The following is a 22,833-nucleotide window of genomic DNA, read 5'->3' as shown; positions in this document are numbered from 1 at the left end:
GTTTATTTTTGATACTGAATCATCAGATAAAAATATTGAAATACTTTGATGATTAGTGATTTGTAAGGCTAATGATACAGCTTTTAAACTAAGATTGCAAGAGTTCTTTCTTTAAAAATTTTGCTGTATAGCTTTTTTTATTTTTTATAATTTCTTCAGGTGTTCCTTTGCATAAAATAGTTCCTCCATTTCGTCCTCCTTCTAAACCAACGTCAATAATATGATCAGCTAATTTGATAACGTCCATATTGTGTTCTATAATAAGAACAGTATTTCCTTTATCAGTTAATTTATTGAGTACATTCATAAGAACATTGATGTCTTCAAAATGCAATCCAGTAGTAGGTTCGTCTAAGATATAAAAGGTATTACCAGTATCCTTTTTTGATAGCTCTGATGCTAATTTTATACGTTGCGCTTCTCCACCAGACAAGGTGGTAGATTGTTGACCTAGAGTTATGTATCCGAGTCCAACATCTTGTATGGTTTTGATCTTTTTGTGGATCTTTGGGATAGAGTCGAAAAACGGAACAGCTTCGTTTATAGTCATATTCAATACATCAGAAATAGATTTACCTTTGTACCTGATTTCTAATGTCTCTCTGTTGAATCTTTTCCCTTGACATGTCTCACATTCTACAAATACATCCGGTAAAAAGTTCATTTCAATAACTTTTAACCCACCTCCTTGACAGGTTTCACATCTTCCGCCTTTCACGTTAAATGAAAATCTTCCTGCTTTATAACCACGAATCATAGATTCGGGAGTTTTAGCAAACAGACTTCGTATTTCACTAAATACCCCAGTATAAGTCGCTGGATTTGATCTAGGGGTTCTACCTATTGGGGATTGATCTATATCAATTATTTTATCAACATGTTCTAAGCCCTTGATAGATTTATAAGGCATTGGTTCTTTAACTCCTCTATAAATATGTTTATTTAAAATAGGGTATAAAGTACCATTTATAAGCGTTGATTTTCCGCTTCCCGATACACCGGTTACACAAATCATTTTACCCAACGGAAAAGTGACTGAAACGTTTTTTAAGTTGTTTCCTGAGGCTCCTTTTAGAACAAGTTCATTACCATTTCCTTTTCTTCTTTCAGTCGGAACTTTAATTTGTTTTCTTTTTGTAAGGTAATCTGCGGTTAAGGTGCTTTCTTGAATCATTTCATTATAAGTTCCTTTACTCACAATTTCACCGCCATGTCTACCTGCACCGGGACCAATGTCCAATACATAATCGGCACATTCCATCATGTCTTGATCGTGTTCTACCACAAGGACCGAATTACCGATATCTCTCAGTTTTATGAGAGAGTCGATTAGTCTTTCGTTGTCTCTTTGATGAAGCCCGATGCTAGGCTCATCTAAAATATAAAGTACTCCAACTAATTGAGAACCAATCTGTGTTGCAAGTCTGATTCTTTGGGCTTCTCCACCAGATAATGATTTAGAGGTTCTGTCAATGGTTAAATATTCTAATCCTACATCGAGTAGAAATTGAATACGTGTACGTATTTCTTTAATTATCTCAACTCCAATAATTTTTTGATCTGAACTAAGTTTAGCTTCTAGATTCGCAAACCATTCTGCTAATTCACCAACATCCATTTGTGCAAGTTCTGAAATGTTTTTTCCTGCAACTTTAAAGTGCAAAGACTCCTTTTTCAATCTATTACCGTTACAAGTAGAACATTTGCTTTCGTCCATAAAACCTTTGGCCCATCTTTTAATGGTGCTCGAGTCACTATTGTGATATTGGTCCGTGATAAACGCATTGATTCCTTCAAAATCAATCTCATATTTCCTGGTAACTCCAAGGGATTTAGAGTTGATTTCGAACTTTTCCTTTCCACCATTAAGTATAATCTCTAAAGCTTCTTTTGAGATTTTATTGATGGGATCGGTTAATTTGAATTTAAAACGATCCGCTATTAATTGCAATTGTTTAAAAATCCAACTATTTTTTTGTTCTCCCAAGGGAGCAAACCCTCCAGCAGCTATGGAAATACTAGTATCTGGAACTAATTTTTCAAAGGTAGTATGCTTTACCATTCCTAAACCATTACAAGAATCACAAGCTCCTTTAGGGGAGTTGAATGAAAATGAGTTTGGTTCGGGATTCGGATAAGCGATTCCCGTAGATGGACACATCAAGTTTTTACTAAAATATCGTGGTGTTTCGCCTTGGTGTTCTATTACCATTAAAATATTCTCACCAGAATATAAGGCAGTTTTAATGCTTTCTTCTAAGCGTTTTGTGTTCGCTTCATTTACAACCAAACGGTCAATTACAATTTCAATATCATGCGTTTTATAACGATCCAAACGCATTCCTTTTTCAATATCACGAATCTCACCATCTACTCTGACTTTTACAAAGCCTTGTTTAGAGATTTGTTCAAATAAGTCTCTATAATGTCCTTTTCTAGATTTAACAACAGGAGCGAGAATAATTGTTTTTTGGGAATCGTATTCTTTTAAAATTAGATCAATAATTTGTTCATTGGTGTAACTAACCATTTTTTCTTGCGTTTCATAGGAGTATGCATCTGCCGCTCGTGCAAATAGTAAACGTAAAAAGTCATAAATTTCAGTAATGGTACCTACAGTTGATCTTGGATTTTTATTTGTTGTTTTTTGTTCAATGGAAATAACAGGCGATAGACCATCTATTTTATCAACATCAGGCCGTTCTAAACCGCCAAGAAATTGTCTAGCATAAGCAGAAAAAGTTTCTACATATCTTCTTTGTCCTTCTGCATATATGGTATCAAAGGCAAGGGAAGACTTTCCACTTCCACTCAAACCTGTAATCACCACCAATTTTTCTCGCGGTATTTTTACATCAATATTTTTAAGATTATGGGTTCTTGCTCCTAAAACTTCTATGTGTTCTTGTATATCTTCCATGTAGAATTAAAAGAAACAAAGATACTTAAAAAGAGTATATATTATTTGAACTTCTTTGAATCTTCCTAGACTAAAAATCCCACTTTTGTTAAACGGAAAAAGCTGATTAATTTTAGTACATTTGTCACTATTATTTACCCATAATGGTTCAGAATATTTTACAGAAATTAAGCTACGGAGTTTTTACCTTGTTTGGGGTAGCAACAGTGGTTTTCTTACTATTTAATGTATTGCCCGGTGATCCTGCCAGAATGATGTTAGATCAAAGACAAGATAGCGATCAATTAGAGGCAGTAAAAAAGAAATATGGCTTTGATAAACCTTTAGTTACCCAATATTTTTATTACCTAAATGATATTTCTTTTTTGTCTTTGCATAGTGAAAATCCAGATGATTTTTCTTACATGAAAAAGGGTAAATATGATGTTTTATTAAAAATGCCCGTTGCAAAATTTCAGATAGCAGTAAAGGTTCCCTATCTTAGAAAGTCCTTTCAGAAAAACGGGAAACCAGTTAGTGAGATAATTTCAGAAACACTTCCTAATACGGCCGTTTTGGCAATAGCATCTATTGGATTAGCTCTTTTTATTGGAGTCTTTTTTGGTGTGTTTTCTGCCATATGGAAAGATACCTTTTTTGATAAATTTATTGCGGTTATTAGTACTTTTGGAATGAGTTTGCCTTCGTTTTTATCAGCAATTATTTTTGCCTGGTTGTTTGGTTTTGTGTTAAAAAAATATACACATTTAAACATGACGGGGAGTTTGTTTGAGGTTGATGATTTTGGTGAAGGAAGTGTACTTCAGTTGAAAAATTTAATATTACCAGCAATAGTGCTTGGGATTCGTCCGTTAGCGGTTGTAATCCAATTGATGCGAAATTCCTTGTTAGAGGTTTTAAATCAGGATTATATTAGAACAGCAAAGGCGAAAGGCTTATCTCAGTATCAGATCGTTAAAAATCACGCCTTCAAAAATGCCATGAATCCGGTTGTTACGGCCATTTCAGGTTGGTTTGCTTCTATGTTAGCAGGAGCTGTTTTTGTTGAGTATATATTTAATTGGAATGGTTTAGGTAAAGAAATCGTAGAGGCCTTAAATACTCTAGATCAGCCGGTGATTATGGGTGCCGTTTTAGTCATTGCAAGCTTGTTTATTTTGATAAATATATTTGTAGACTTGATTTATAGTTGGTTAGATCCAAAAATTCGACTTGGATAGAGTATCCTATTCTCGAAAACGATTAAGTATTAGAAATATGGAATCTTTTTTATCTTAGGATTTAACAGTAAGTTTGTAGCTGTAATAGGGAATCTAAAAACATGATCCTTATTCATAGAAAATGAAATATTTGAAAAACATAGCATTCGTACTTTTGCTTTTTGTGCTGTCTTGTGGTAAGGCACAAGATAAAACTGAATTTCCTATTGTAGCTTTACAAGAGGAGATGTTGGATTTAAAAGGTAAGAAACTTAATTTTTCTGATATAATATCTAAATACAAAGGGAAACGTGTTCTAATTGATGTTTGGGCTTCATGGTGTGGAGATTGTATTGGTGGTTTGCCAAAAGTAAAAGAATTACAGAATGAAAATGAAGAAGTAGTATTTTTGTTTTTGTCTATTGATAAGAATTTTAAATCCTGGAAAAGAGGGATTGAAAAGTACAACGTTTTAGGAGAACACTATTTTATTCCGGCAGGATGGGATAGTAGTTTTAATAATGCTATCGATTTAGATTGGATTCCAAGATATATAGTATTAGATGAATTAGGAAGAATAAAATTGTACAAGGCGATAAAGGCATCTGACAAAGGATTAGAAAAAGCCTTAAAAAGTTAAAATATAAAATTAAACGATTAAATTAAGTAAAATGAGAAGTAAAATAGTAGCAGGAAACTGGAAAATGAACAATGATTTAGCGGCATCAAATGCATTGGCTAATGGATTGGTAGAAGGGTTAAAAGGAAAAACATTAAACAACACAAGAGTTGTTGTTGCTCCAACATTTGTAAACTTAACTGCTGTAAAGCAAGCTACTGAAGGTTCAGTTGTTGAGGTTGCTGCTCAAAATATGCATCAAGCAAAAAGTGGTGCTTTTACTGGAGAGATTTCAGGAGAGATGCTAACTTCTATTGGTTTAGAATCAGTTATTTTAGGTCATTCTGAAAGAAGAGAATATTTTGGAGAATCTGACGCTTTATTAGCAGAGAAAGTTAGTGCAGCATTGGCAAATAATTTAGAAGTTATTTTTTGTTTCGGTGAGGTTTTGGAAGATCGTAAATCTGGGAATCATTTTGCTGTCGTGGAATCTCAAATTTCAAATGCTTTGTTTGGTTTGGAGGCTTCTGCATGGAAAAATATTGTTTTGGCTTACGAGCCAGTATGGGCGATTGGAACAGGTGAAACTGCAACTGCAGATCAGGCGCAGGAGATGCATGCTTTTATCAGAAAAATTGTAGCTGATAAGTATGATGCTGCTTTAGCAGAAGAAGTTTCTATTCTTTATGGCGGTTCTTGTAAACCAGGGAATGCTAAAGAAATTTTCTCTAAAGAAGATGTTGATGGAGGGTTGATTGGTGGAGCTGCTTTACAAGCTGCTGACTTCATTGCTATTATTGAGGCTATCCAATAAGGAATCATAATAAATTTAAAAAAGGCTGAATATGTTCGAAGGAACATATTCAGCCTTTTTTTTTGTTAATATATGTTAATTTGTTCTTCGTTTTAAAAAACGTATCTTTAGAGGTAACCCTACCCGGATTTTTTTAAGATATGTTAAGAGATTTAAAACCACACTTAGCACTTGTTTTTACGTTGCTATTCTACCTAAATAGTTTTGCATTGGGAATTCCTAAAAAGGAAGATCCTCCGCAAAGAACTTTTGTTGATTATATTTTAGAGCAAAATAATGATTCAGATTATATAGAACTGTATACCAAACCACAACTTAAGAATGGAATATTAACTTTTATGGCTGATGTGGATACTGACGGCGATACTGTAATTGACGGAGCAGATTTAGATGATGATAATGATGGTATTTTGGATGAAATTGAAAATTCCTGTGCCTTAATATCTGGTTATGATGGATATTATACTTTCGAAAATACAGCGGATGATTTTTCAGGAGAAGAACATGATCAACAGAATGCTAGTGTTCCTATTTATTCTACAAATAGTGTAACAGGTTCTCATTCCATTGATTTTAGTTCGGATTATGTAGTGCAATATAGTGATGGAAGTTTTTTAATTGATGCAATTACTAATTTTTCTTATTCCATGTGGATAAACCCTGCTTCTATTTCAGTCGCAGAGCAAGTTGTTTTTGAGGAAGGAGGAAGGGTAAATGGTGTTGGGTTACGATTGATAAATAATACCTTGGAGTGTTTGGTAAGAGAGGATTGGAATTCTAGTTCGCCTTCTACTTTTTCGCTACCTAGTGCAAATGTTTGGTATCATATTGTTGTAACGTATAATAATGGAGATCTGACCTTATATTTAGATGGTGTGCCAAGCACGACTGTTAATTCTGGATATGGACAAATCAATAGGCATACAGGTTCGTCTGGTTTAGGTGGTGTAAGAGGGAATTCAGTTTATAACCAAGGATCAGGATTTTTCTTTAATGGTTTGATTGATGATTTTGTTCATTATCCTTTTGCGCTTACAACGTCTCAAGTAGTTCAGCTAAAAAATAACCCTTCTTGTGTACCTGAAGATACAGATAATGATGGAATAGATGATTATTTAGATATAGATTCTGATGATGATGGGATTCCTGATAATATTGAAGCGCAATCAACAATTGGTTATATTTCTCCAGGATTAACTTTTACAAATGGTTTGAATGATAGTTATCCGTCTGGTCTATCTCCTGTAAATACAGATGGTTTTGATACGCCAGATTATTTGGATCAGGATAGTGATAATGATGGTGTGTTGGATATTGATGAAAATGATAATGCAAGTTTTGTGGGGGCGGTTGATACTGATTCAGACGGATTAGATGATAGTTTTGAAGGGGGAGACATTGACGATGGGTTTGATGTGAATGATGAGTTTGATGATCCTATTAATGATTTTACCGATGTTGATGGAGATAGGAATTCAGGAGGTGATGTTGATTATCGGGATGCAACGTTTACAGATGTTTTTAGTTTTAATAGTGGGGCTACTCCAGAAGAAATGGCAAGTCAGATAACAGGTCCGGGAGTAACTATAACCAACCCGACACTTCTCGTGGGTCAAAGTGCTCAAATAGGTACATTTTCAAATGCGATTCAGGCAAAGGGAACAGAAATTGATGATGGAGTAATTTTAACTACTGGATCTGTAACAGAATCCTTTTCTTCTAATGATGCAACGAATAAAACCATTACCTACGCTGAAATAACATCAGGGACGGATACGCAATTGGATGATTTAGCAAATGGAAGTGCTACTCATGATGCTGTAGTGTATAGTTTTGATGTGGTCTTAGATGAAACAGCGACTGCCATAATCATAGATTATCAGTTTGCTTCAGAAGAGTACGGAGATTATGTCTGTGGAGATTTTAATGATGCTTTCGGATTTTATATCTCTGGAAATGGGTTGCCTGCAAATACCAATGTAGCTTTGGTGCCAGGTACATCTAATATTGTTTCATTAAATACCATTAATAATGGAGTTCCAAATGGAGTTGCAACTCCTTGTGATCTTACTCAAACCGCATATTACATTGAAAATTCTGGAAATGCTATTGATATGCAGTATGATGGTTTTACAAAAAGAATCAGGGCCTATGGGACTGGATTAACTCCTGGTCAGACATATACCGTTAAATTTATTGTAAGTGATATTGTAGATGGACAGTTTGATTCAGCAATTTTAATTAATTTAATTACTGGGTTTTTGGATACAGACGGAGATGGTGTTGATGATGTAACAGATGTTGATGATGATAATGATGGAGTTTTTGACGACGAGGAGGATGCTAACCTTGATAACGATAATAATGTATTGACTAACCCAACAGATACGGATGCTGATGGAATACCAAATTATTTAGATTTAGACTCTGATGGAGATGGTATTGCTGATAATATTGAGGCTCAACTTACTATTGGATATGTGAGTCCAAATGGAACTTATAATAGTTTAGGGGCGGATACTGCTTATACAAGCGGTTTGTCTCCAATAGACACTGATAATGATGGAGATGATGATTATCTTGATACGAATTCTGATAATGAAGGAGGGGATGATACTTCAGAGGTTGGCTATACAGTTAGCGATTTTAATGGGAATGTTGGAACGAATGGTTTTGATAATAGTTCTAGCATTAGTACGGATGATACGTTTTTAGATGTAAATGGGGTGATTAATGATCCTACATTATTAGTAGATAGTGATGGTGATTTAAACAACGCGGGAGGTGATGTTGATTATCGAGATTCTTTTGTGTCTGGAGATACCGATGGTGATGGTGTTTTTGATCCTTCTGATATTGATGATGACAATGATGGTATTTTGGATGTTGTTGAGGATGCTGTTTTGGATTTGGATATTGATAATGATGGTTTGAATAATTCAGTAGATTTAGATTCTGATGGGGATGGAATACCGGATAATATTGAGGCGCAAAGTACCTTAGGTTATATAGCTCCAAGTATCGTTTTTTCGGATGGAGATGGCGATGGTTTAGATGATGTCTATGAAACAGCGTCAGATTCAAACGGAGAAGGTCTGACTCCAAAAAACTCGGACTTGGATAGTGATGACGATTATTTAGATACGGATGCGGATGATGAGGGGCAAGGCGATACAATGGAAGCTGGGTTAACCTTAAGTGGTTCTGTTGGGATCAATGGATTGGACAGTAATATTTATACGTCAAATGATTTTTCGGATGTAAATGGGAATATCGATGATCCTACTGTACTTCCAGATTCAGATTCTGATATTAATACAGGAGATGTAGATTATAGAGATGCTGAGACAACTGTCAGTGCTGGAGAAGGAAATTTATTATGGTTGCGTGCAGATATTGGTGCGTCTTCGAGTACATGGTTGGATCAGTCGGGAAATAGCCATGATGCCATAGATAATGCCACTGCACCAGTACTAAATTCGAATTCAGTAAACTTTAACCCAGCCTTTCAGTTTGATGGAACAACAGATTATTTTGAAATTGTAGGAGGGATATTAGAATCAAGTGTAAGCTATTCAAATTTATCAGCATATGTAGTAACTTTGACAGATGTTGTTAAAGATTCGTATGTATTTGTTGAAAATACAAATGAAAACGATGATTTTTTAATTACTCTACCTTGGAGTGATAATGAAATTTATTATGGTATAGAACATGGAGGTTCAGATATTACACATGCTTGGTTGACAAATACAGCAAGTTTTGATATTCATAATTTTTATGGAAGTGACAATACGGTTAATACAGCTATTCCTTTTCAACAAGCACTTTATTTGAACGGTTCGGTTGTAGATACAGGCACTTCCTTTGAGTCCTCAATAACGGGTTCTGATTCTAACAGTTTCACGATAGGGCAAGGGCAAACTCAGGGAGCAGGTACCAATTATTATCATGATGGTCAAATCGCAGAGATTCTAATTTACTCTGGTAATCAATCTTCTGTTGAGCAGCAGAGCATTCAATCGTATTTAGCACTGAAATATGGAATTACTTTAAATCCAAGTGTTGCTGTTCAAGACGATGCAAGCATAACAGAAGGGGATTATATTTTATCCAATGGAACTACTATGGTTTGGAGTTATGCTGATAATAGCGCATATCATAACGATGTTGCGGGAATTGGACTTGATGCTACAAGAAACTTCGAGCAGAAACAATCTAAATCTCAATCAGGTAATTTTGTAACTATAGGTTTAGGGAATATTGAAGTTAATAATGCAAGTAATTCAAATTCATTCGCAACAGATAAAGATTTTCTTGTGTGGGGTAATGATGGGGCAACGAGTTTTAATAGTAACTCAATATTGTGTAGTAATACGAATATTTTAAATAGAGTATGGAAAATAGTGGAAAATGGAAATGTTGGTTCTGTTGAGATAGCAATTCCAGAAGCGACTATTTTATCTGATCTAAATAATTCTGCAGCACCCATTGCGATGAAAGTGGCAAGTGATGAGCTTTTTACAACGGATGTGGAATATGTTTCCATGAATTCATCTTCTTTAACTATTGAAGGTATTTCTCAGTTGGTTGGAAGTTATGATTTTGATGGAGAGAAATATTTTACATTTACAGAAATCACAGGAATTACATGGAATGGAACCTCTTGGTCGGGTGGATCGGGAATCGATGGTGCTCCGAGTACATCTGATACTACAGATTTGGTGACGGTAGATGCGGGAAGCGGTTCTCAAATTACAGCAACAGAGGATATTTCTATAGGGTGTTTATGGATAACTGAAGGTTCTGTGTTTACAATTGCAGACGGCGTTAGTTTAACTGTAGCCAATGAAATCCAATTAGATGGAGAGTTGCGCTTGGTAGGGGATGCGCAATTAGTTCAGACGCATACAGGCCAATCTATGGTTTCTGGTAATGGAAAGCTATATATTGATCAATCTAGTAGTTTAACAAGTACCTATCAGTATAATTATATTACTTCCCCTGTACTTTCTGTGGGAGAGTCGTTTTTTACAGTAAAAGATGTCATGAAAAATGGGACTGGGGGTACGACAGATGAGTCAACTCCAAAGGAAATTATTTTTACCAATGGATATGACGGTAGTTATACGATGGATGATATAACCCTTTCTAGTTATTGGATTTTTAGTTATTTAAATGGTTTGACAGGCGAATCGTGGATACAGCAAAGAGAAACTGGGGCATTTGAACCTGCAGATGCCTTTATATTGAAAGGGCCGGGGAAAGCTCAGATTTATACTTTTGTTGGAACTCCAAATGATGGAGATATTTCCATTGACATAACAGCTAGTCATTATTCATTGCTTGGGAATCCGTATCCAAGTGCCTTAGATGCAGACGCCTTTTTGAATGATAATCCATCTATAAGTGCATTGTATTTTTGGGAGCAAACTGGTGATAGCGATAGTCATTCTCAAGGTGGTTATGAAGGTGGTTATGCGAGTAGGATTTATCAATCAGGATCCGCTGCCACTAAAGTAGTTGAGGGAACGGCTGGTTTGACTGATGGGCATGTTTATAGATCTCCAGGAAGGTATATTCCGGTAGGACAAGGATTTTATGTTTTAGCAAGTACAGCAGGTGGGACTATAACTTTTAAAAATAGTCACAGAGTTAGTCAGCCAATTGATGATGTTGGCGGAACCTCTGTTTTCTTTAAAGGAGATCAAACAAAAAAATCTAAAATTTCTGAAGAACCAGCTACTCTAAAGTTAGGATTTGAATATACCGATGAAGAAGGCGTTGTGTTGCATAGACAAATTACGGCAGCCTTTCGAGAAGGAAATTCGTTTGCTCATGACAATGGATATGATGGATATATGTTTGATTTGGGAGAAACGGATATGTATTTCAAATTTGACGAAAGTAGGACGAATTATGTGATCGCTGGATTAGAACCCATATCAGAGGAACTAGAAGTTCCTGTCACCATAAAGACGGCAGCTGCGGGAGATGTTTATGTGATGTTAGATGAACAGCAAAATATTACACGACCAATTTTGCTTAAAGACAAGGAAACAAAAACGTACTATGATATCAAAGATTCAGTAGTCAAATTAACATTAGATTCTGGGGTGTATAAAGATCGATTTGTAATTGTTTTTAGTACTGAAAATGCCTTGAATATTAAACCTGTAGATTTGGAGGAAAACCTTAATGTGACTTATGATCGAAGTACGAAAGAACTGAAAATATCAAATGAAGATAATATAGCAATAAAAGAAATTCGTGTTTATAACTCATTGGGACAATTGATAAATGCGTATTCGGATAATGATAAGGTTATGAGTTTGTATTTGTATGATGGAGTTTATGTTGTTAAAATAAATACTGAAATAGGCATGTTTAGTAAATTGATATCAGTCCATTAAAAATTGTAGTTAAGAGGAGTTTCTGTCTTTTTTTCTGAATCAGTAAAACAAATTAAGGTAACTTTGTATTTCAAAATAGAAAAGATGAATACAATTTATAATGGGTTTACGTTTGTTGTAGAACCACGTGATCCTGCAACGGAAATATTAATTGCAGAATTAGGATATGCAGGTTTTGAAAGCTTTGTAGAGAATGAAACAGGGGTTGTGGCATATATTCAAAAGGAGGAATGCTATGATGATATTTTAAATGATATATATGTTTTGAATTCCAATGAATTCTCCATTCAGTATACAAAAGAAGAGATTGAACAAGTGAATTGGAACAGTGAATGGGAAAAGAATTTTTCACCTATTCAAGTTGATGATAAAGTTTCTATTAGGGCCCCTTTTCATGAAAATCCAAATTTAGAATATGATATTATCATAGAACCTAAGATGAGCTTTGGGACAGGGCATCATGAAACGACACATATGATGGTTCAGCATTTGTTAGAAATTGATGTGAAAGGAAAGAAAGCTTTAGACATGGGGTGTGGAACGGGAATTTTGGCCATTTTTGCTGAAATGAAGGGAGCCCAGCCTATTGATGCGATAGATATTGATAACTGGTGTTATTTAAACACAATTGAAAATGTGGACAGAAATAACTGTGAACATATATCATCTTATGAAGGTGAAGCAAGTTTGTTGGAAGGTAAAAAGTATGACTTGATAATAGCGAATATCAATAGGAATATTTTATTGAATGATTTGGAAGTTTATGCCAGTTGTTTATCGCAGGAAGGTGTTTTATTATTGAGTGGTTTTTATGAAGAGGATATTCCTTTGTTAGATGAAAAAGCGAGTGCTTTTGGTCTGACATTTCAAGAGAAAAAGAAAAGAAATAAATGGGTGTCTTTAAGGTATTTAAAAAAATCGTAATTTTGTTTACCAGAAGAAAATATAAAGGATGATGGAGAATATGAGTGTGAAAGAAAAAGTGCAAGAAGATGTTGATGTCCTTGAGATGTTAACTCCGAAACATGAGATCATATTACATAATGATGATGTGAATACATTTGATTTTGTAATAGAGTCTTTAATTAGTGTTTGTGAACATACCTTAGAACAAGCTGAACAGTGTACTGTTTTGGTTCATTACAAAGGGAAATGTGCTGTTAAAACAGGTGAGTATGATGAGTTGAAGCCAAAGTGTAGTAAGTTGCAAGAGCTTGGTTTATCTGCAGAACTTGTATAGATATAAGTAAAAGTTGAAAAAGTCAGGTTTTGAGTCTCATAACCTGACTTTTTTCTTTCTCATAAGTGTAAGTTTTATTTAAAACTTTTTAGATTCGTAGGATGTTATCAAAATGGAAAAAGAAAACGGTAATTAGAAGGTTTGCCAAAGATCGTATTATCGCTAAAAACACTAAAAGAAATCTAAACTCAAGGATTGTGAAGTCCGTTGGGATTCTGATGGAGGAGTCTCAGTTTTTAAAAAGTAATATCGTTTTAAATAAAATACAACAAGAATTGAATATACCACTTGATCATATTGATGTTTTGGTGTTTAAGTCGTATGAAAAAAATAAAGAATATTCAGATTTTGAATGTACGGAAAAAGATTTTGGCTGGTACGGAAGTTTAAAATTAAACAAGCTTCAAGAATTTGTTAAAAATGAATACGACTTGTTTATAAATTATGGATTTGAAGAAAATTTATATTGGAATGTAATAACTTTGCACTCTCTATCTAATTTTAAAGTAGGTTTTGCTTCGGATGATGATAGTTTGTATGATTTATCGGTTTCGGACGAAGGAAGAGATTTAGGAGTATTGACAACTGAGATGATCAAATATTTAAAGATTTTAAAGAAAATATAATGCAAGCATTTTTAGGAACAGGAAACGCTTTGATTACTCCTTTTAAAGAGGACAAAAGTGTAGATGTTGTGGCTTTGGAGCAATTAGTTGAATTTCAAATTGCGAACGGGGTGGAATATATAGTTGTTTTAGGAACAACTGCAGAATCTGTAACATTGACATCAGAAGAAAAAGAGCTTGTTAAAAAAACAATAATAGAAAAAACAGCCGGAAGAGTCCCTTTAGTTTTAGGCGTAGGAGGAAATAATACTTCAACTGTAGTTGCTGATTTGAAAAAATTAGATTTATCTAAGTTTGACGCAGTGCTTTCTGTTTCTCCATATTATAACAAGCCTTCTCAAGAAGGTATATATCAACATTATGTTGCTGTTTCGGATGCGTCTCCCGTACCTGTAATTATTTACAACGTTCCTGGTAGAACTAGTTCAAATATAGAGCCGGCGACAGTAGTTAGGTTGGCAGAAACGTGTGAAAATATAATTGGAGTTAAAGAAGCGGCAGGAGATATGGCACAAGCTATGAAGTTAATTCAAACTGTGCCAAATGAATTTCTTGTGATTTCAGGAGATGATATGATTGCTTTGCCGATGACATTGGCAGGTGGAGCAGGGGTGATTTCTGTATTGGGACAAGCTTATCCTAAAGAGTTTTCGGATATGATTCGTTTAGGTCTAGAAAAATCAGCAGAAGCAGCATTTCAAATTCAATACCAAATGATGGATGTTGTAGATTTGATTTTTGAAGAGGGAAATCCAGTCGGAATTAAGGCATTGCTGTCGATTTTAGAGGATATAAATACTTCTATGGAGGTTCGCTTACCATTAGTTGCTGCAACTGAAAGTCTTCAAGAAAAGCTAAGACAGTTTGCACACGCATTTGCTTAAGTAGAAATTAACAATTTTTTAGGAGCCTAAAAAGTCTTCAATTCTAATTAGAACTTATTTTTGGTAGTGGTTTTCAAAGGAAATCACTTTAATAATTCATAAATAATGTCTAATTTTGCAAAATGCTTAAATTGAAACATCTAATATATTTATTATCCATCGTAGTTTTGGCCTCTTGTAGTAGATACAATAGAGTGTTGAATAAAGGAAGCGTTTCGGATAAATATAAAATGGCTACAGAAATGTATGATGCCAAGAAGTTTGATAAAGCACTTCGTTTGTTTGAGATGATTACACCTGCCTATAAAGGGAAGCCTCAAATGGAGCGAATTCAGTTTATGGTGTCTATCTCTTATTTTAACACAAAGGACTATGCAAATGCTGCTTATTATTTTGAGAGATTTGTAACAAATTACCCTAAAAGTTCCAAAAAAGAAGAAGCTTCTTTTTATGCTGCAAAGTGTCATTTTTTAGCTTCTCCTAAATATAGTGTAGATCAAACGGAAACTAAAGAGGCACTGATTGCTTTTCAGAAATACATCAACGCGTATCCAAATTCAAAAAGATTGCCGGAGGCAAACCTTAGGGTTAAGGAGTTGCAATATAAATTGGAAACAAAAGCCTTTATGATTGCAAAGCAATATTTTGATATCGGTTATTACACTTCTGCTGTAGTTGCCTTTGATAACATGACTTCTCAATATTTAGGAACACAATATAGAGAAGAAGCTTTTTTTTATAAGTTTAAGTCTGCTTATGAATTAAGTGTCCGTAGTACCTTCACTAAGAAATATAAGAGATTGGTGGCGGCTGAAAAGGCATACGAAAAATTAGAAAGAAATTACCCTGAATCTAAATATCTTAAAGAGTCTCAAGTTTTATTGAAAAGGGTACAAAAAGAAATAGCATTAATATTAAGTTAATAAATAGTCAAGATGGATCACAAAAACACAAATGCACCAGATACTACTGTAACATATGATAAATCAAAAGTAGAAGCACCTACTGGAAATATCTATGAGGCAATTTCAATCATTGCAAAAAGAGCAGATCAAATTAATGGAGATTTGAAAAAGGAATTGGTAGAGAAGTTGGATGAGTTTGCTACGTACAGCGATAGTTTAGATGAGGTTTTTGAAAACAAAGAACAAATCGAAGTTTCTAAGTTTTACGAAAAATTACCTAAAGGACACGCTTTAGCAGTTGAAGAGTGGTTAAACGATAAAGTATATTTCAGAAATTCTGATAAAAAAGATTAGTCTACATGAGTGTTTTAAAAGGTAAAAAAATTCTATTAGGTGTAACCGCTGGAATTGCCGCCTACAAAACAGCTCATCTAGTAAGATTATTCATAAAAGCAGGAGCCGAGATCCAAGTGGTCATGACTCCTGCTTCTAAGGATTTTGTAACCCCGTTAACTTTATCAACCTTATCTAAAAATCCAGTTCATTCCGTTTTTTATGAAAAAAATGAAGAAAATGAATTATGGAACAACCATGTTGATTTAGGTTTGTGGGCAGATTATATGGTAGTAGCACCTGCTACAGCCAATACCCTTTCAAAAATGGTGAATGGAATAGTTGATAATTTATTATTGGCTGTTTATCTGTCAGCTAAATGTCCGGTTTACTTTGCACCAGCAATGGATTTGGATATGTTTAAGCATGATTCTACCACTGATAATATAAAAAAATTACAGGAATACGGAAATCACTTAATTCCTGCAGGAACTGGAGAACTAGCTAGTGGTTTAGTAGGTGAAGGAAGAATGGCGGAGCCGGAGGATATTGTTGCGTTTGTTGAAAATGATATTTTAGGTAAATTACCACTTAGAAATAAAAAGGTTTTGATAACCGCAGGGCCGACCTATGAAGCTATTGATCCTGTTCGATTTATAGGAAATCATTCCTCTGGGAAAATGGGATTTGAACTAGCCTTGCAGGCTGCAAATCTTGGAGCGACAGTTTATTTGATTACTGGTCCTTGTTCTTTAAGCATAGCACACTCTTCGGTTCATAGAATAAATGTAAAAAGTGCAGAGGAGATGTTTGATTCGGTTTTTGAATATTATGCTACAGTAGATATTGCGATTGCTGCAGCTGCAGTAGCTGATTATACTCCCGTTTCGGCAGCTGATCAAAAAATTAAAAAGAAAGAAGGAAATTTAACAATTGAGTTAAAGGCAACCAAAGATATTCTGGCGACTATGGGCGCTGAAAAGGGGCATCAATTTTTAGTAGGTTTTGCTTTAGAAACCAATGATGAGTTGGAGAATGCGAAAAGCAAGCTATCTAGAAAAAAATTAGATATGATTGTTCTCAATTCTTTAAGAGATAAAGGAGCGGCATTTGGAGGAGATACAAATAAAATTTCTGTAATTGATGCATCCAATAATATTGTTGAATATTCGTTAAAGTCAAAAGAGGAAGTAGCATCGGATATATTTTCTGAAATTCTAAAAAGAGTGAATGTTTAAAAAGTATCTTACATTTTTATTTTTCATATTGATGGTTGCGATAGGATATTCGCAAGAGTTAAATTGCACGTTTTCGATTAACTCGGATCAAGTGGGTGTTAGCAATAAACAAGTTTTTCAAACTTTGGAAAGAGCTTTGACTGAATTTGTGAACAAACAACAATGGACTAACAAGGTTTATAAAAGTAATGAGAAAATCGATTGTGGTATGACCTTAATTGTTTCTTCATATACGAATAACAAAAATTTTTCAGGTACTCTACAAGTAAACGCAGTTCGTCCTGTTTTTGGAAGTAATTATAAAACTCCAATTTTTAACTTTAAGGATGATGCTATTTCCTTTGAATATACTGAATTTGAACCTTTGATTTACAATCCAGCCACGTATGAATCGAATTTAATTTCTTTAATTTCGTATTATGCGTATATGATCATTGCTATTGATGCTGATACTTTTTCGTTAAAAGGAGGAGAAAATTTTTATCAGCAAGCGTTAGATATCGTAAACCTTGCACAACAAGGTAATTATTCGGGATGGGAAGCAAAAAGAAATTCATTAAACAGATATTCTCTTGTGGATTTAATTATTTCCAATGCTCATAGAGAATATAGAGAAATTATGTACGGTTATCATCGTTTAGGAATGGATGTGTTTGCGAACAATGCTGAAATAGCTAAGAATGAAATTTATGAACAGTTGATGAGTTTTGAGAATTTGAATAAAAGAAGTCAGAATTCATTTATGTTTAGAATTTTTTTCGATGCAAAATCTGATGAAGTTGTGGATGTTTTTGGATCTGGACCCGATTCGAATGTAAAAGATTTAAAAAAGTTGTTAAATAGGATCTCAGCTCCCAATAGCAACAAATGGAAAAAAATTTAAGAATAGATTAAAGCTAATTTAAAGTCCTTGTTGAGGGCTTTTTTTTTGCTTCATATTTAAGGGAAAATTCACAAAAAGAATCGTTAAATTTACGGCATTCAAAAAAATAGCACACATAAAAACATTACATCTTGTTAACTACATTATCTATATCTAACTATGCTCTAATAAAAGAGTTACAAACGGATTTTACAAAAGGACTTTCTATAATTACTGGAGAAACTGGAGCAGGTAAATCTATTGTTTTAGGAGCTTTAGGACTTGTTATGGGAAATAGAGCCGATTTGAATAGTTTAAAGGATAGTGAAAAAAAATGTGTAATTGAGGCAACCTTTTCTGTAAAGGACTATCAGTTGAAAGCGTTTTTTGAGGACAAAGACCTAGATTATGAAGAAGAAGCAATAATTAGAAGGGAAATTTTACCTAGTGGTAAGTCTAGAGCTTTTGTAAATGACACTCCAGTGACACTCGCTATTTTAAATGTATTAAAAGAAAAGTTGATTGATGTTCATTCTCAGCACAAAACAGCACAATTATCTGAATCGAGTTATCAATTTCAGATTTTAGATGCCTTGGCAGGGAATTCAGATTTATTGGATAATTATGGTAATCAGCTTAAAACTTTCAAAAAACATGAAAAAGAGTTAGCGGTTCTATTACAAAGTCAAGAGGCTGCGAAACAAGAATATGCTTATAATTCACATTTGTATAATGAATTAATAGAGGCGAATCTAAAGGCGGGAGAACAAGAAGAATTAGAGGAAACTTTAGAACGTTTGAATAATATTGAAACAATCAGCGACGCATTATCAGATGCCTTAAACTTAGCCACTGATGAGCAAGTGGGTGTGCAAACAAGTTTATATCAAATGAAGAATTCTTTGGATAAAATTTCAAGTTTTTCATCGGATTATGAAAGTTATGCATCTCGTATGGAGAGTATGAAGATTGAGTTGGATGACATAGTGTTTGAGTTAGAGAAATCGATTGAGAATGTAGATGTAAACCCTGAGGAAATAGAAAGCCTTAATGATAGATTACAGTTGATTTATGCACTGCAAAAAAAGCATATGGTTAGTTCTATAGAGGAACTATTAAAAGTTCAGGAAGCATTGGAACTGAAGGTGGGACAGGTTGAAAACGCTTCTGAGTTATTGGAAAACAAGCAAGCTGTTATAGAACAAATAAAAGTAAAATTACTTTCGTTTTGTGATAAAATTCACAAGAAGAGAAAAGCCTCTATCCCAAAATTAACAAAACAGTTAGAGGAGGTTTTGTCTAAGTTAGGAATGCCTAATGCAACGTTTAAAATTGAAATAAATGAGACTAAGGAGTTTTATTTCAATGGAAATGATGAACTAAAGTTTTTGTTTTCTGCTAATATGGGGGGGAATTACGATGAGTTGAAGAAAGTTGCTTCTGGAGGTGAGATGTCTCGGATTATGCTGGGTGTTAAATTAATACTTTCTAAATACACCAAGCTACCAACAATTATTTTTGATGAGATTGATACAGGTGTATCTGGAGAAGTGTCGAATAAAATTGCTGATGTGATGCATGAAATGGGAGATTATATGCAGGTAATTACAATTACCCATTTGCCTCAAATAGCAGCAAAAGGTGAATCTCATTTTAAAGTGTATAAAAAAGATGTAGAAGGAGTTACGACTACCTTTTTAAAGCCGCTAACAAAGGAAGAAAGAATAACCGAAGTAGCGGAGATTTTAGGAGGAAAAAACATCACAGATTCTGCATTAGAACATGCAAAAGAATTATTAAAAGCATAAAGCAAGGATATAATATATGAAGCAGTATATGAATTTAAAAAAGATCACTCCATATGTGATTGCAATACTTGTTTTTACAGGAGTAGCACTCGCTTATTTTTCACCGGTGTTAAAAGGAGAAAAATTGTTTCAGAGTGATATTCAGCAGTTCCGAGGAATGTCTAAAGAAATTGTTGACTTTCGTGCAAAACATGGAGAAGAGCCCTATTGGACGGGGTCCGCTTTTTCTGGAATGCCATCTTATCAGCTGAGTACTTATTACCCACATGATTATGTAAAAAAAATAGATGGGCTGATACGTTTTTTACCAAGACCTGCTGATTATCTGTTTCTTTATTTTTTAGGATTTTTTATTCTGTTGATGGTCTTGAAGTTTGATTGGAAACTTGCGATTATAGGCTCATTAGCATTTGGATTTTCAACTTACTTTATAATTATCTTAGGAGTTGGACATAATGCAAAAGCGCATGCAATAGGATATATTCCGCTTGTTCTTGCTGGAATTTTACTTGTATTTGAATCTAAATATTTTTGGGGTTTTGTACTGACAACCCTGGCAATGGCACTAGAAATAAATACCAGTCACCCACAAATGACTTATTATTTAGGTTTTACAGTTTTGATTTTAGGTATTGTGTTTTTAATTGATGTTCTGAAATCTAAGGGTAATATCAAAGTATTTTTTTCGCAAGTAGGTATCATTGTTTTGGGAACGTTTTTAGCATTATGTATGAACGCTAGTAGTTTGTTAGCCACCAAAGAATATGCTGATAATAGTACTAGAGGGAAAAGTGAGTTAACCATTACAACAGACGGAAAAACAAAAAAGGCAAGTTCTGGTTTGTCTAAAAGTTATATTACCGAATATAGCTATGGAAAAATGGAGACTTTTAATTTGTTTATTCCAAGGTTTACAGGAGGAGCTAATAGTGAAAATTTAGGAAAGGAATCTAAAACTTATGAATTTTTAAGTTCAAAAATTGATAAGAATCAAGCCGCTGGTTTTGCAGAAAACATTCCAACGTATTGGGGAAGTCAACCTATTGTGGCTGCTCCGGCCTATATAGGTGCAATTTTTATATTTTTGTTTGTATTGGGGATTTTTTTCGTGGATTCTAAATTAAAAACTTGGTTGGTTTCTGCTACTGTTTTTTCTATCCTAATGAGTTGGGGACATAATTTTGAGTTTTTAACGAATATTTTTATTGAATATGTTCCTTTATATAATAAATTTCGGGCAGTTAGTTCAATTCAAGTAATAGCTGAAGTTTGTATACCATTGCTTGGTTTATTGGCACTAAAGGAATTTTTTGGAAATAATTTATCGAAGGGAGAAAAAGAAAAACAATTAAAGAAAGCTTTATTTATTGTTGGTGGAATTGCATTGTTTTTTACGTTGTTAGGTTCTATCGTGTTAGATTTTAATGGAACCAATGATGCATATTACGACAATATGTTGAAGGGCTTAGGAAGTGCCATCAAAGCAGATAGACAGGTTATTTTCTTTGATGACAGTCTTAGAACATTGCTTTTGGTGTTGATAAGTGCTGTGGTATTGTTTCTGTATCTAAGGCATACACTAAAGCAACAAGTAGTATTAGTTGTTTTCGGGGTTTTATTTTTGTTTGATATGGTTGGTACAGCAAGAAGATATGTAGATACAAGTGATTTTCATAATGCTAGACAAATAGAGAAACCTTTTGTGAAATCTAAAATAGATAAAGAGATTCTTCAGGATAAAGGTCATTACCGTGTAGCAAATTTTGCGGGTAATTTTATGAATGATGGGGCAACTTCTTATTTTCATAAATCAATCGGAGGATATCATGCAGCAAAATTAGGAAGGTATCAAGAGTTGGTAGATTTTCATATTTCAAAGAATAATATGGAAGTTTTAAATATGCTAAATACCAAATATTTTATCATTCCTAATGAAAAAGGAGAAAAGAGTTTGCAAGTTAACCCAGATATTAATGGAAATGCTTGGTTTGTTAGAGAGGTAAACTTTGTATCTACAGCAAATGAGGAAATATTGAGCTTAGGGGATTTCAATTCAAAACAAACTGCAATCGTCAACGAGTCAGAGTTCCCGCAATTTAAATCGTCGTTTAAGGCAAACGATTTAGATTCTTTGTCAAAAATTGAACTGGTAAATTATGAAACAAACCATCTCACCTATCAGTCAAAAAGTGTTAAGGCACATCTTGCTGTTTTTTCAGAGATATATTACAAAGACGGATGGAATGCTTATATCGATGGTGAATTGAAAAAACATATAAGAGCAAATTATGTTCTAAGAGCATTGGAAGTACCAAAAGGTGAGCACATCATTGAATTTAAATTTGAACCTACAATAGTTGCAAAAGGTGGAATTATAAACCTTGTTTCTTTATTTGTTTTCTTGTTGATTTTAGTGGTAGTATTTGTTAAAAATAAAAAACAGAAAACGAGTGTATAAAACAATGCCAAATAAAAGGTATAAACATACCTTAGAGTTTTTACAAGAAGTATTACCGGCGCCTGCTGTAATTTTAGATTTAGGAGTTCGAAATCCCTTTTCTGAGATCATGGAAGAGCATGGGTATACCGTATATAACACGAATGGAGAAGATTTAGATGAGTTACCTACAGTTGTAAATAATCAAAAAGTTGATGCTGTGACAGCGTTTGAAATTTTCGAGCATTTATTAGCGCCCTATAATGTTTTAAAACTTATTGAAGCAGATAAGTTGATCACTACAATACCTTTAAAATTGTGGTTTGCTAGTGCATATAGAAGCAAGACAGATATGTGGGACAGGCATTATCATGAGTTCGAAGATTGGCAATTTGATTGGTTGATAGAAAAATCAGGATGGAATTCTAAGCGAACTAAAAAATGGACAAGTCCAATTAAAAAAATTGGTTTGAGACCGATTTTAAGAAAGTTTACGCCAAGATATTACGCAGTGTACGCAGAAAGAAAATAAATT

Annotated in this window: 16 protein-coding genes; 15 read left to right on the top strand and 1 reads right to left on the bottom strand. The window is 34.0% G+C overall.

Annotated features, from left to right (window positions below; translation table 11 throughout):
- Positions 1-88: 88 nt before the first annotated feature.
- Complete coding sequence (gene uvrA / locus AC2DZ0_RS05735) at positions 89-2,920, bottom strand: excinuclease ABC subunit UvrA (RefSeq protein WP_484644255.1); 2,832 nt, start codon at positions 2,918-2,920, stop codon at positions 89-91.
- Positions 2,921-3,063: 143 nt separating this feature from the next.
- On the opposite strand from uvrA, the gene AC2DZ0_RS05730 reads away from it, so the two are divergent.
- The 15 genes from AC2DZ0_RS05730 to AC2DZ0_RS05660 all read left to right on the top strand — a co-directional run bounded on the left by AC2DZ0_RS05730 (position 3,064) and on the right by AC2DZ0_RS05660 (position 22,830).
- A complete protein-coding gene (locus AC2DZ0_RS05730; protein WP_484644253.1) occupies positions 3,064-4,140 on the top strand; it encodes an ABC transporter permease in 1,077 nt (358 codons plus the stop codon).
- Positions 4,141-4,261: 121 nt separating this feature from the next.
- Positions 4,262-4,759, top strand: a complete 498-nt coding sequence (locus AC2DZ0_RS05725; RefSeq protein ID WP_484644252.1) for a TlpA family protein disulfide reductase — start codon at positions 4,262-4,264, stop codon at positions 4,757-4,759.
- Between the two features lie 31 nt (positions 4,760-4,790).
- Positions 4,791-5,552, top strand: coding sequence for a triose-phosphate isomerase (gene tpiA / locus AC2DZ0_RS05720; protein WP_484644250.1), 762 nt, complete (start codon positions 4,791-4,793; stop codon positions 5,550-5,552).
- 140 nt (positions 5,553-5,692) lie between these two features.
- Entirely contained in the window at positions 5,693-11,965 is a 6,273-nt protein-coding gene (locus AC2DZ0_RS05715; RefSeq protein ID WP_484644248.1) for a choice-of-anchor L domain-containing protein, read from the top strand.
- 84 nt (positions 11,966-12,049) lie between these two features.
- Positions 12,050-12,889 (top strand): 50S ribosomal protein L11 methyltransferase, encoded by an 840-nt coding sequence (gene prmA / locus AC2DZ0_RS05710; RefSeq protein ID WP_484492057.1) that lies wholly within the window; start codon positions 12,050-12,052, stop codon positions 12,887-12,889.
- Between the two features lie 40 nt (positions 12,890-12,929).
- Entirely contained in the window at positions 12,930-13,205 is a 276-nt protein-coding gene (locus AC2DZ0_RS05705; protein WP_300325440.1) for an ATP-dependent Clp protease adaptor ClpS, read from the top strand.
- 101 nt (positions 13,206-13,306) lie between these two features.
- Positions 13,307-13,831 carry a DUF6913 domain-containing protein gene (locus AC2DZ0_RS05700; protein ID WP_484492056.1) on the top strand — a complete coding sequence of 175 codons (525 nt, stop codon included), beginning with the start codon at positions 13,307-13,309 and terminating at the stop codon, positions 13,829-13,831.
- Positions 13,831-14,715 carry a 4-hydroxy-tetrahydrodipicolinate synthase gene (gene dapA / locus AC2DZ0_RS05695; protein WP_484644246.1) on the top strand — a complete coding sequence of 295 codons (885 nt, stop codon included), beginning with the start codon at positions 13,831-13,833 and terminating at the stop codon, positions 14,713-14,715. Before AC2DZ0_RS05700 ends, dapA begins: the two co-directional genes overlap by 1 nt.
- A gap of 131 nt (positions 14,716-14,846) precedes the next feature.
- Positions 14,847-15,638, top strand: a complete 792-nt coding sequence (locus AC2DZ0_RS05690; protein ID WP_484644244.1) for an outer membrane protein assembly factor BamD — start codon at positions 14,847-14,849, stop codon at positions 15,636-15,638.
- Between the two features lie 12 nt (positions 15,639-15,650).
- On the top strand, positions 15,651-15,974 hold the full coding sequence (locus tag AC2DZ0_RS05685; RefSeq protein WP_484492053.1) for a DNA-directed RNA polymerase subunit omega: 324 nt from the start codon (positions 15,651-15,653) through the stop codon (positions 15,972-15,974).
- Positions 15,975-15,979: 5 nt separating this feature from the next.
- Positions 15,980-17,191 carry a bifunctional phosphopantothenoylcysteine decarboxylase/phosphopantothenate--cysteine ligase CoaBC gene (gene coaBC, locus AC2DZ0_RS05680; protein ID WP_484644242.1) on the top strand — a complete coding sequence of 404 codons (1,212 nt, stop codon included), beginning with the start codon at positions 15,980-15,982 and terminating at the stop codon, positions 17,189-17,191.
- Positions 17,184-18,074: a type IX secretion system protein PorD gene (gene porD, locus AC2DZ0_RS05675; RefSeq protein WP_484644241.1), complete on the top strand. Its 891-nt coding sequence runs from the start codon at positions 17,184-17,186 to the stop codon at positions 18,072-18,074. The genes coaBC and porD overlap by 8 nt, the downstream gene beginning before the upstream one ends.
- 131 nt (positions 18,075-18,205) lie before the next feature.
- Positions 18,206-19,861 (top strand): DNA repair protein RecN, encoded by a 1,656-nt coding sequence (recN, locus tag AC2DZ0_RS05670; RefSeq protein ID WP_484644240.1) that lies wholly within the window; start codon positions 18,206-18,208, stop codon positions 19,859-19,861.
- Between the two features lie 28 nt (positions 19,862-19,889).
- Positions 19,890-22,319 carry a YfhO family protein gene (locus AC2DZ0_RS05665; protein WP_484644239.1) on the top strand — a complete coding sequence of 810 codons (2,430 nt, stop codon included), beginning with the start codon at positions 19,890-19,892 and terminating at the stop codon, positions 22,317-22,319.
- Between the two features lie 4 nt (positions 22,320-22,323).
- The gene (locus AC2DZ0_RS05660; protein WP_484644237.1) at positions 22,324-22,830 is read left to right on the top strand and encodes a methyltransferase; all 507 of its coding nucleotides are present in this window, start codon (positions 22,324-22,326) and stop codon (positions 22,828-22,830) included.
- Positions 22,831-22,833 lie beyond the last annotated feature (3 nt).

This window comes from Flavicella sp. IMCC45668 (assembly GCF_057219105.1).
The sequence above is the reverse complement of the archived record's forward strand: the minus strand, read 5'-3'. Positions and strand labels throughout refer to the sequence as shown.

What these genes read in the sequence shown, in the direction of transcription:
- AC2DZ0_RS05705 (WP_300325440.1), top strand. Translation starts at nt 12,930, where the DNA reads ATGAGTGTGAAAGAAAAAGTGCAAGAAGATGTTGATGTCCTTGAGATG.
- AC2DZ0_RS05665 (WP_484644239.1), top strand. Translation starts at nt 19,890, where the DNA reads ATGAATTTAAAAAAGATCACTCCATATGTGATTGCAATACTTGTTTTT.
- coaBC (WP_484644242.1), top strand. Translation starts at nt 15,980, where the DNA reads ATGAGTGTTTTAAAAGGTAAAAAAATTCTATTAGGTGTAACCGCTGGA.
- dapA (WP_484644246.1), top strand. Translation starts at nt 13,831, where the DNA reads ATGCAAGCATTTTTAGGAACAGGAAACGCTTTGATTACTCCTTTTAAA.
- AC2DZ0_RS05715 (WP_484644248.1), top strand. Translation starts at nt 5,693, where the DNA reads ATGTTAAGAGATTTAAAACCACACTTAGCACTTGTTTTTACGTTGCTA.
- uvrA (WP_484644255.1), bottom strand. Translation starts at nt 2,920, where the DNA reads ATGGAAGATATACAAGAACACATAGAAGTTTTAGGAGCAAGAACCCAT.
- tpiA (WP_484644250.1), top strand. Translation starts at nt 4,791, where the DNA reads ATGAGAAGTAAAATAGTAGCAGGAAACTGGAAAATGAACAATGATTTA.
- AC2DZ0_RS05660 (WP_484644237.1), top strand. Translation starts at nt 22,324, where the DNA reads ATGCCAAATAAAAGGTATAAACATACCTTAGAGTTTTTACAAGAAGTA.
- AC2DZ0_RS05725 (WP_484644252.1), top strand. Translation starts at nt 4,262, where the DNA reads ATGAAATATTTGAAAAACATAGCATTCGTACTTTTGCTTTTTGTGCTG.
- prmA (WP_484492057.1), top strand. Translation starts at nt 12,050, where the DNA reads ATGAATACAATTTATAATGGGTTTACGTTTGTTGTAGAACCACGTGAT.
- AC2DZ0_RS05685 (WP_484492053.1), top strand. Translation starts at nt 15,651, where the DNA reads ATGGATCACAAAAACACAAATGCACCAGATACTACTGTAACATATGAT.
- AC2DZ0_RS05730 (WP_484644253.1), top strand. Translation starts at nt 3,064, where the DNA reads ATGGTTCAGAATATTTTACAGAAATTAAGCTACGGAGTTTTTACCTTG.
- porD (WP_484644241.1), top strand. Translation starts at nt 17,184, where the DNA reads ATGTTTAAAAAGTATCTTACATTTTTATTTTTCATATTGATGGTTGCG.
- AC2DZ0_RS05700 (WP_484492056.1), top strand. Translation starts at nt 13,307, where the DNA reads ATGTTATCAAAATGGAAAAAGAAAACGGTAATTAGAAGGTTTGCCAAA.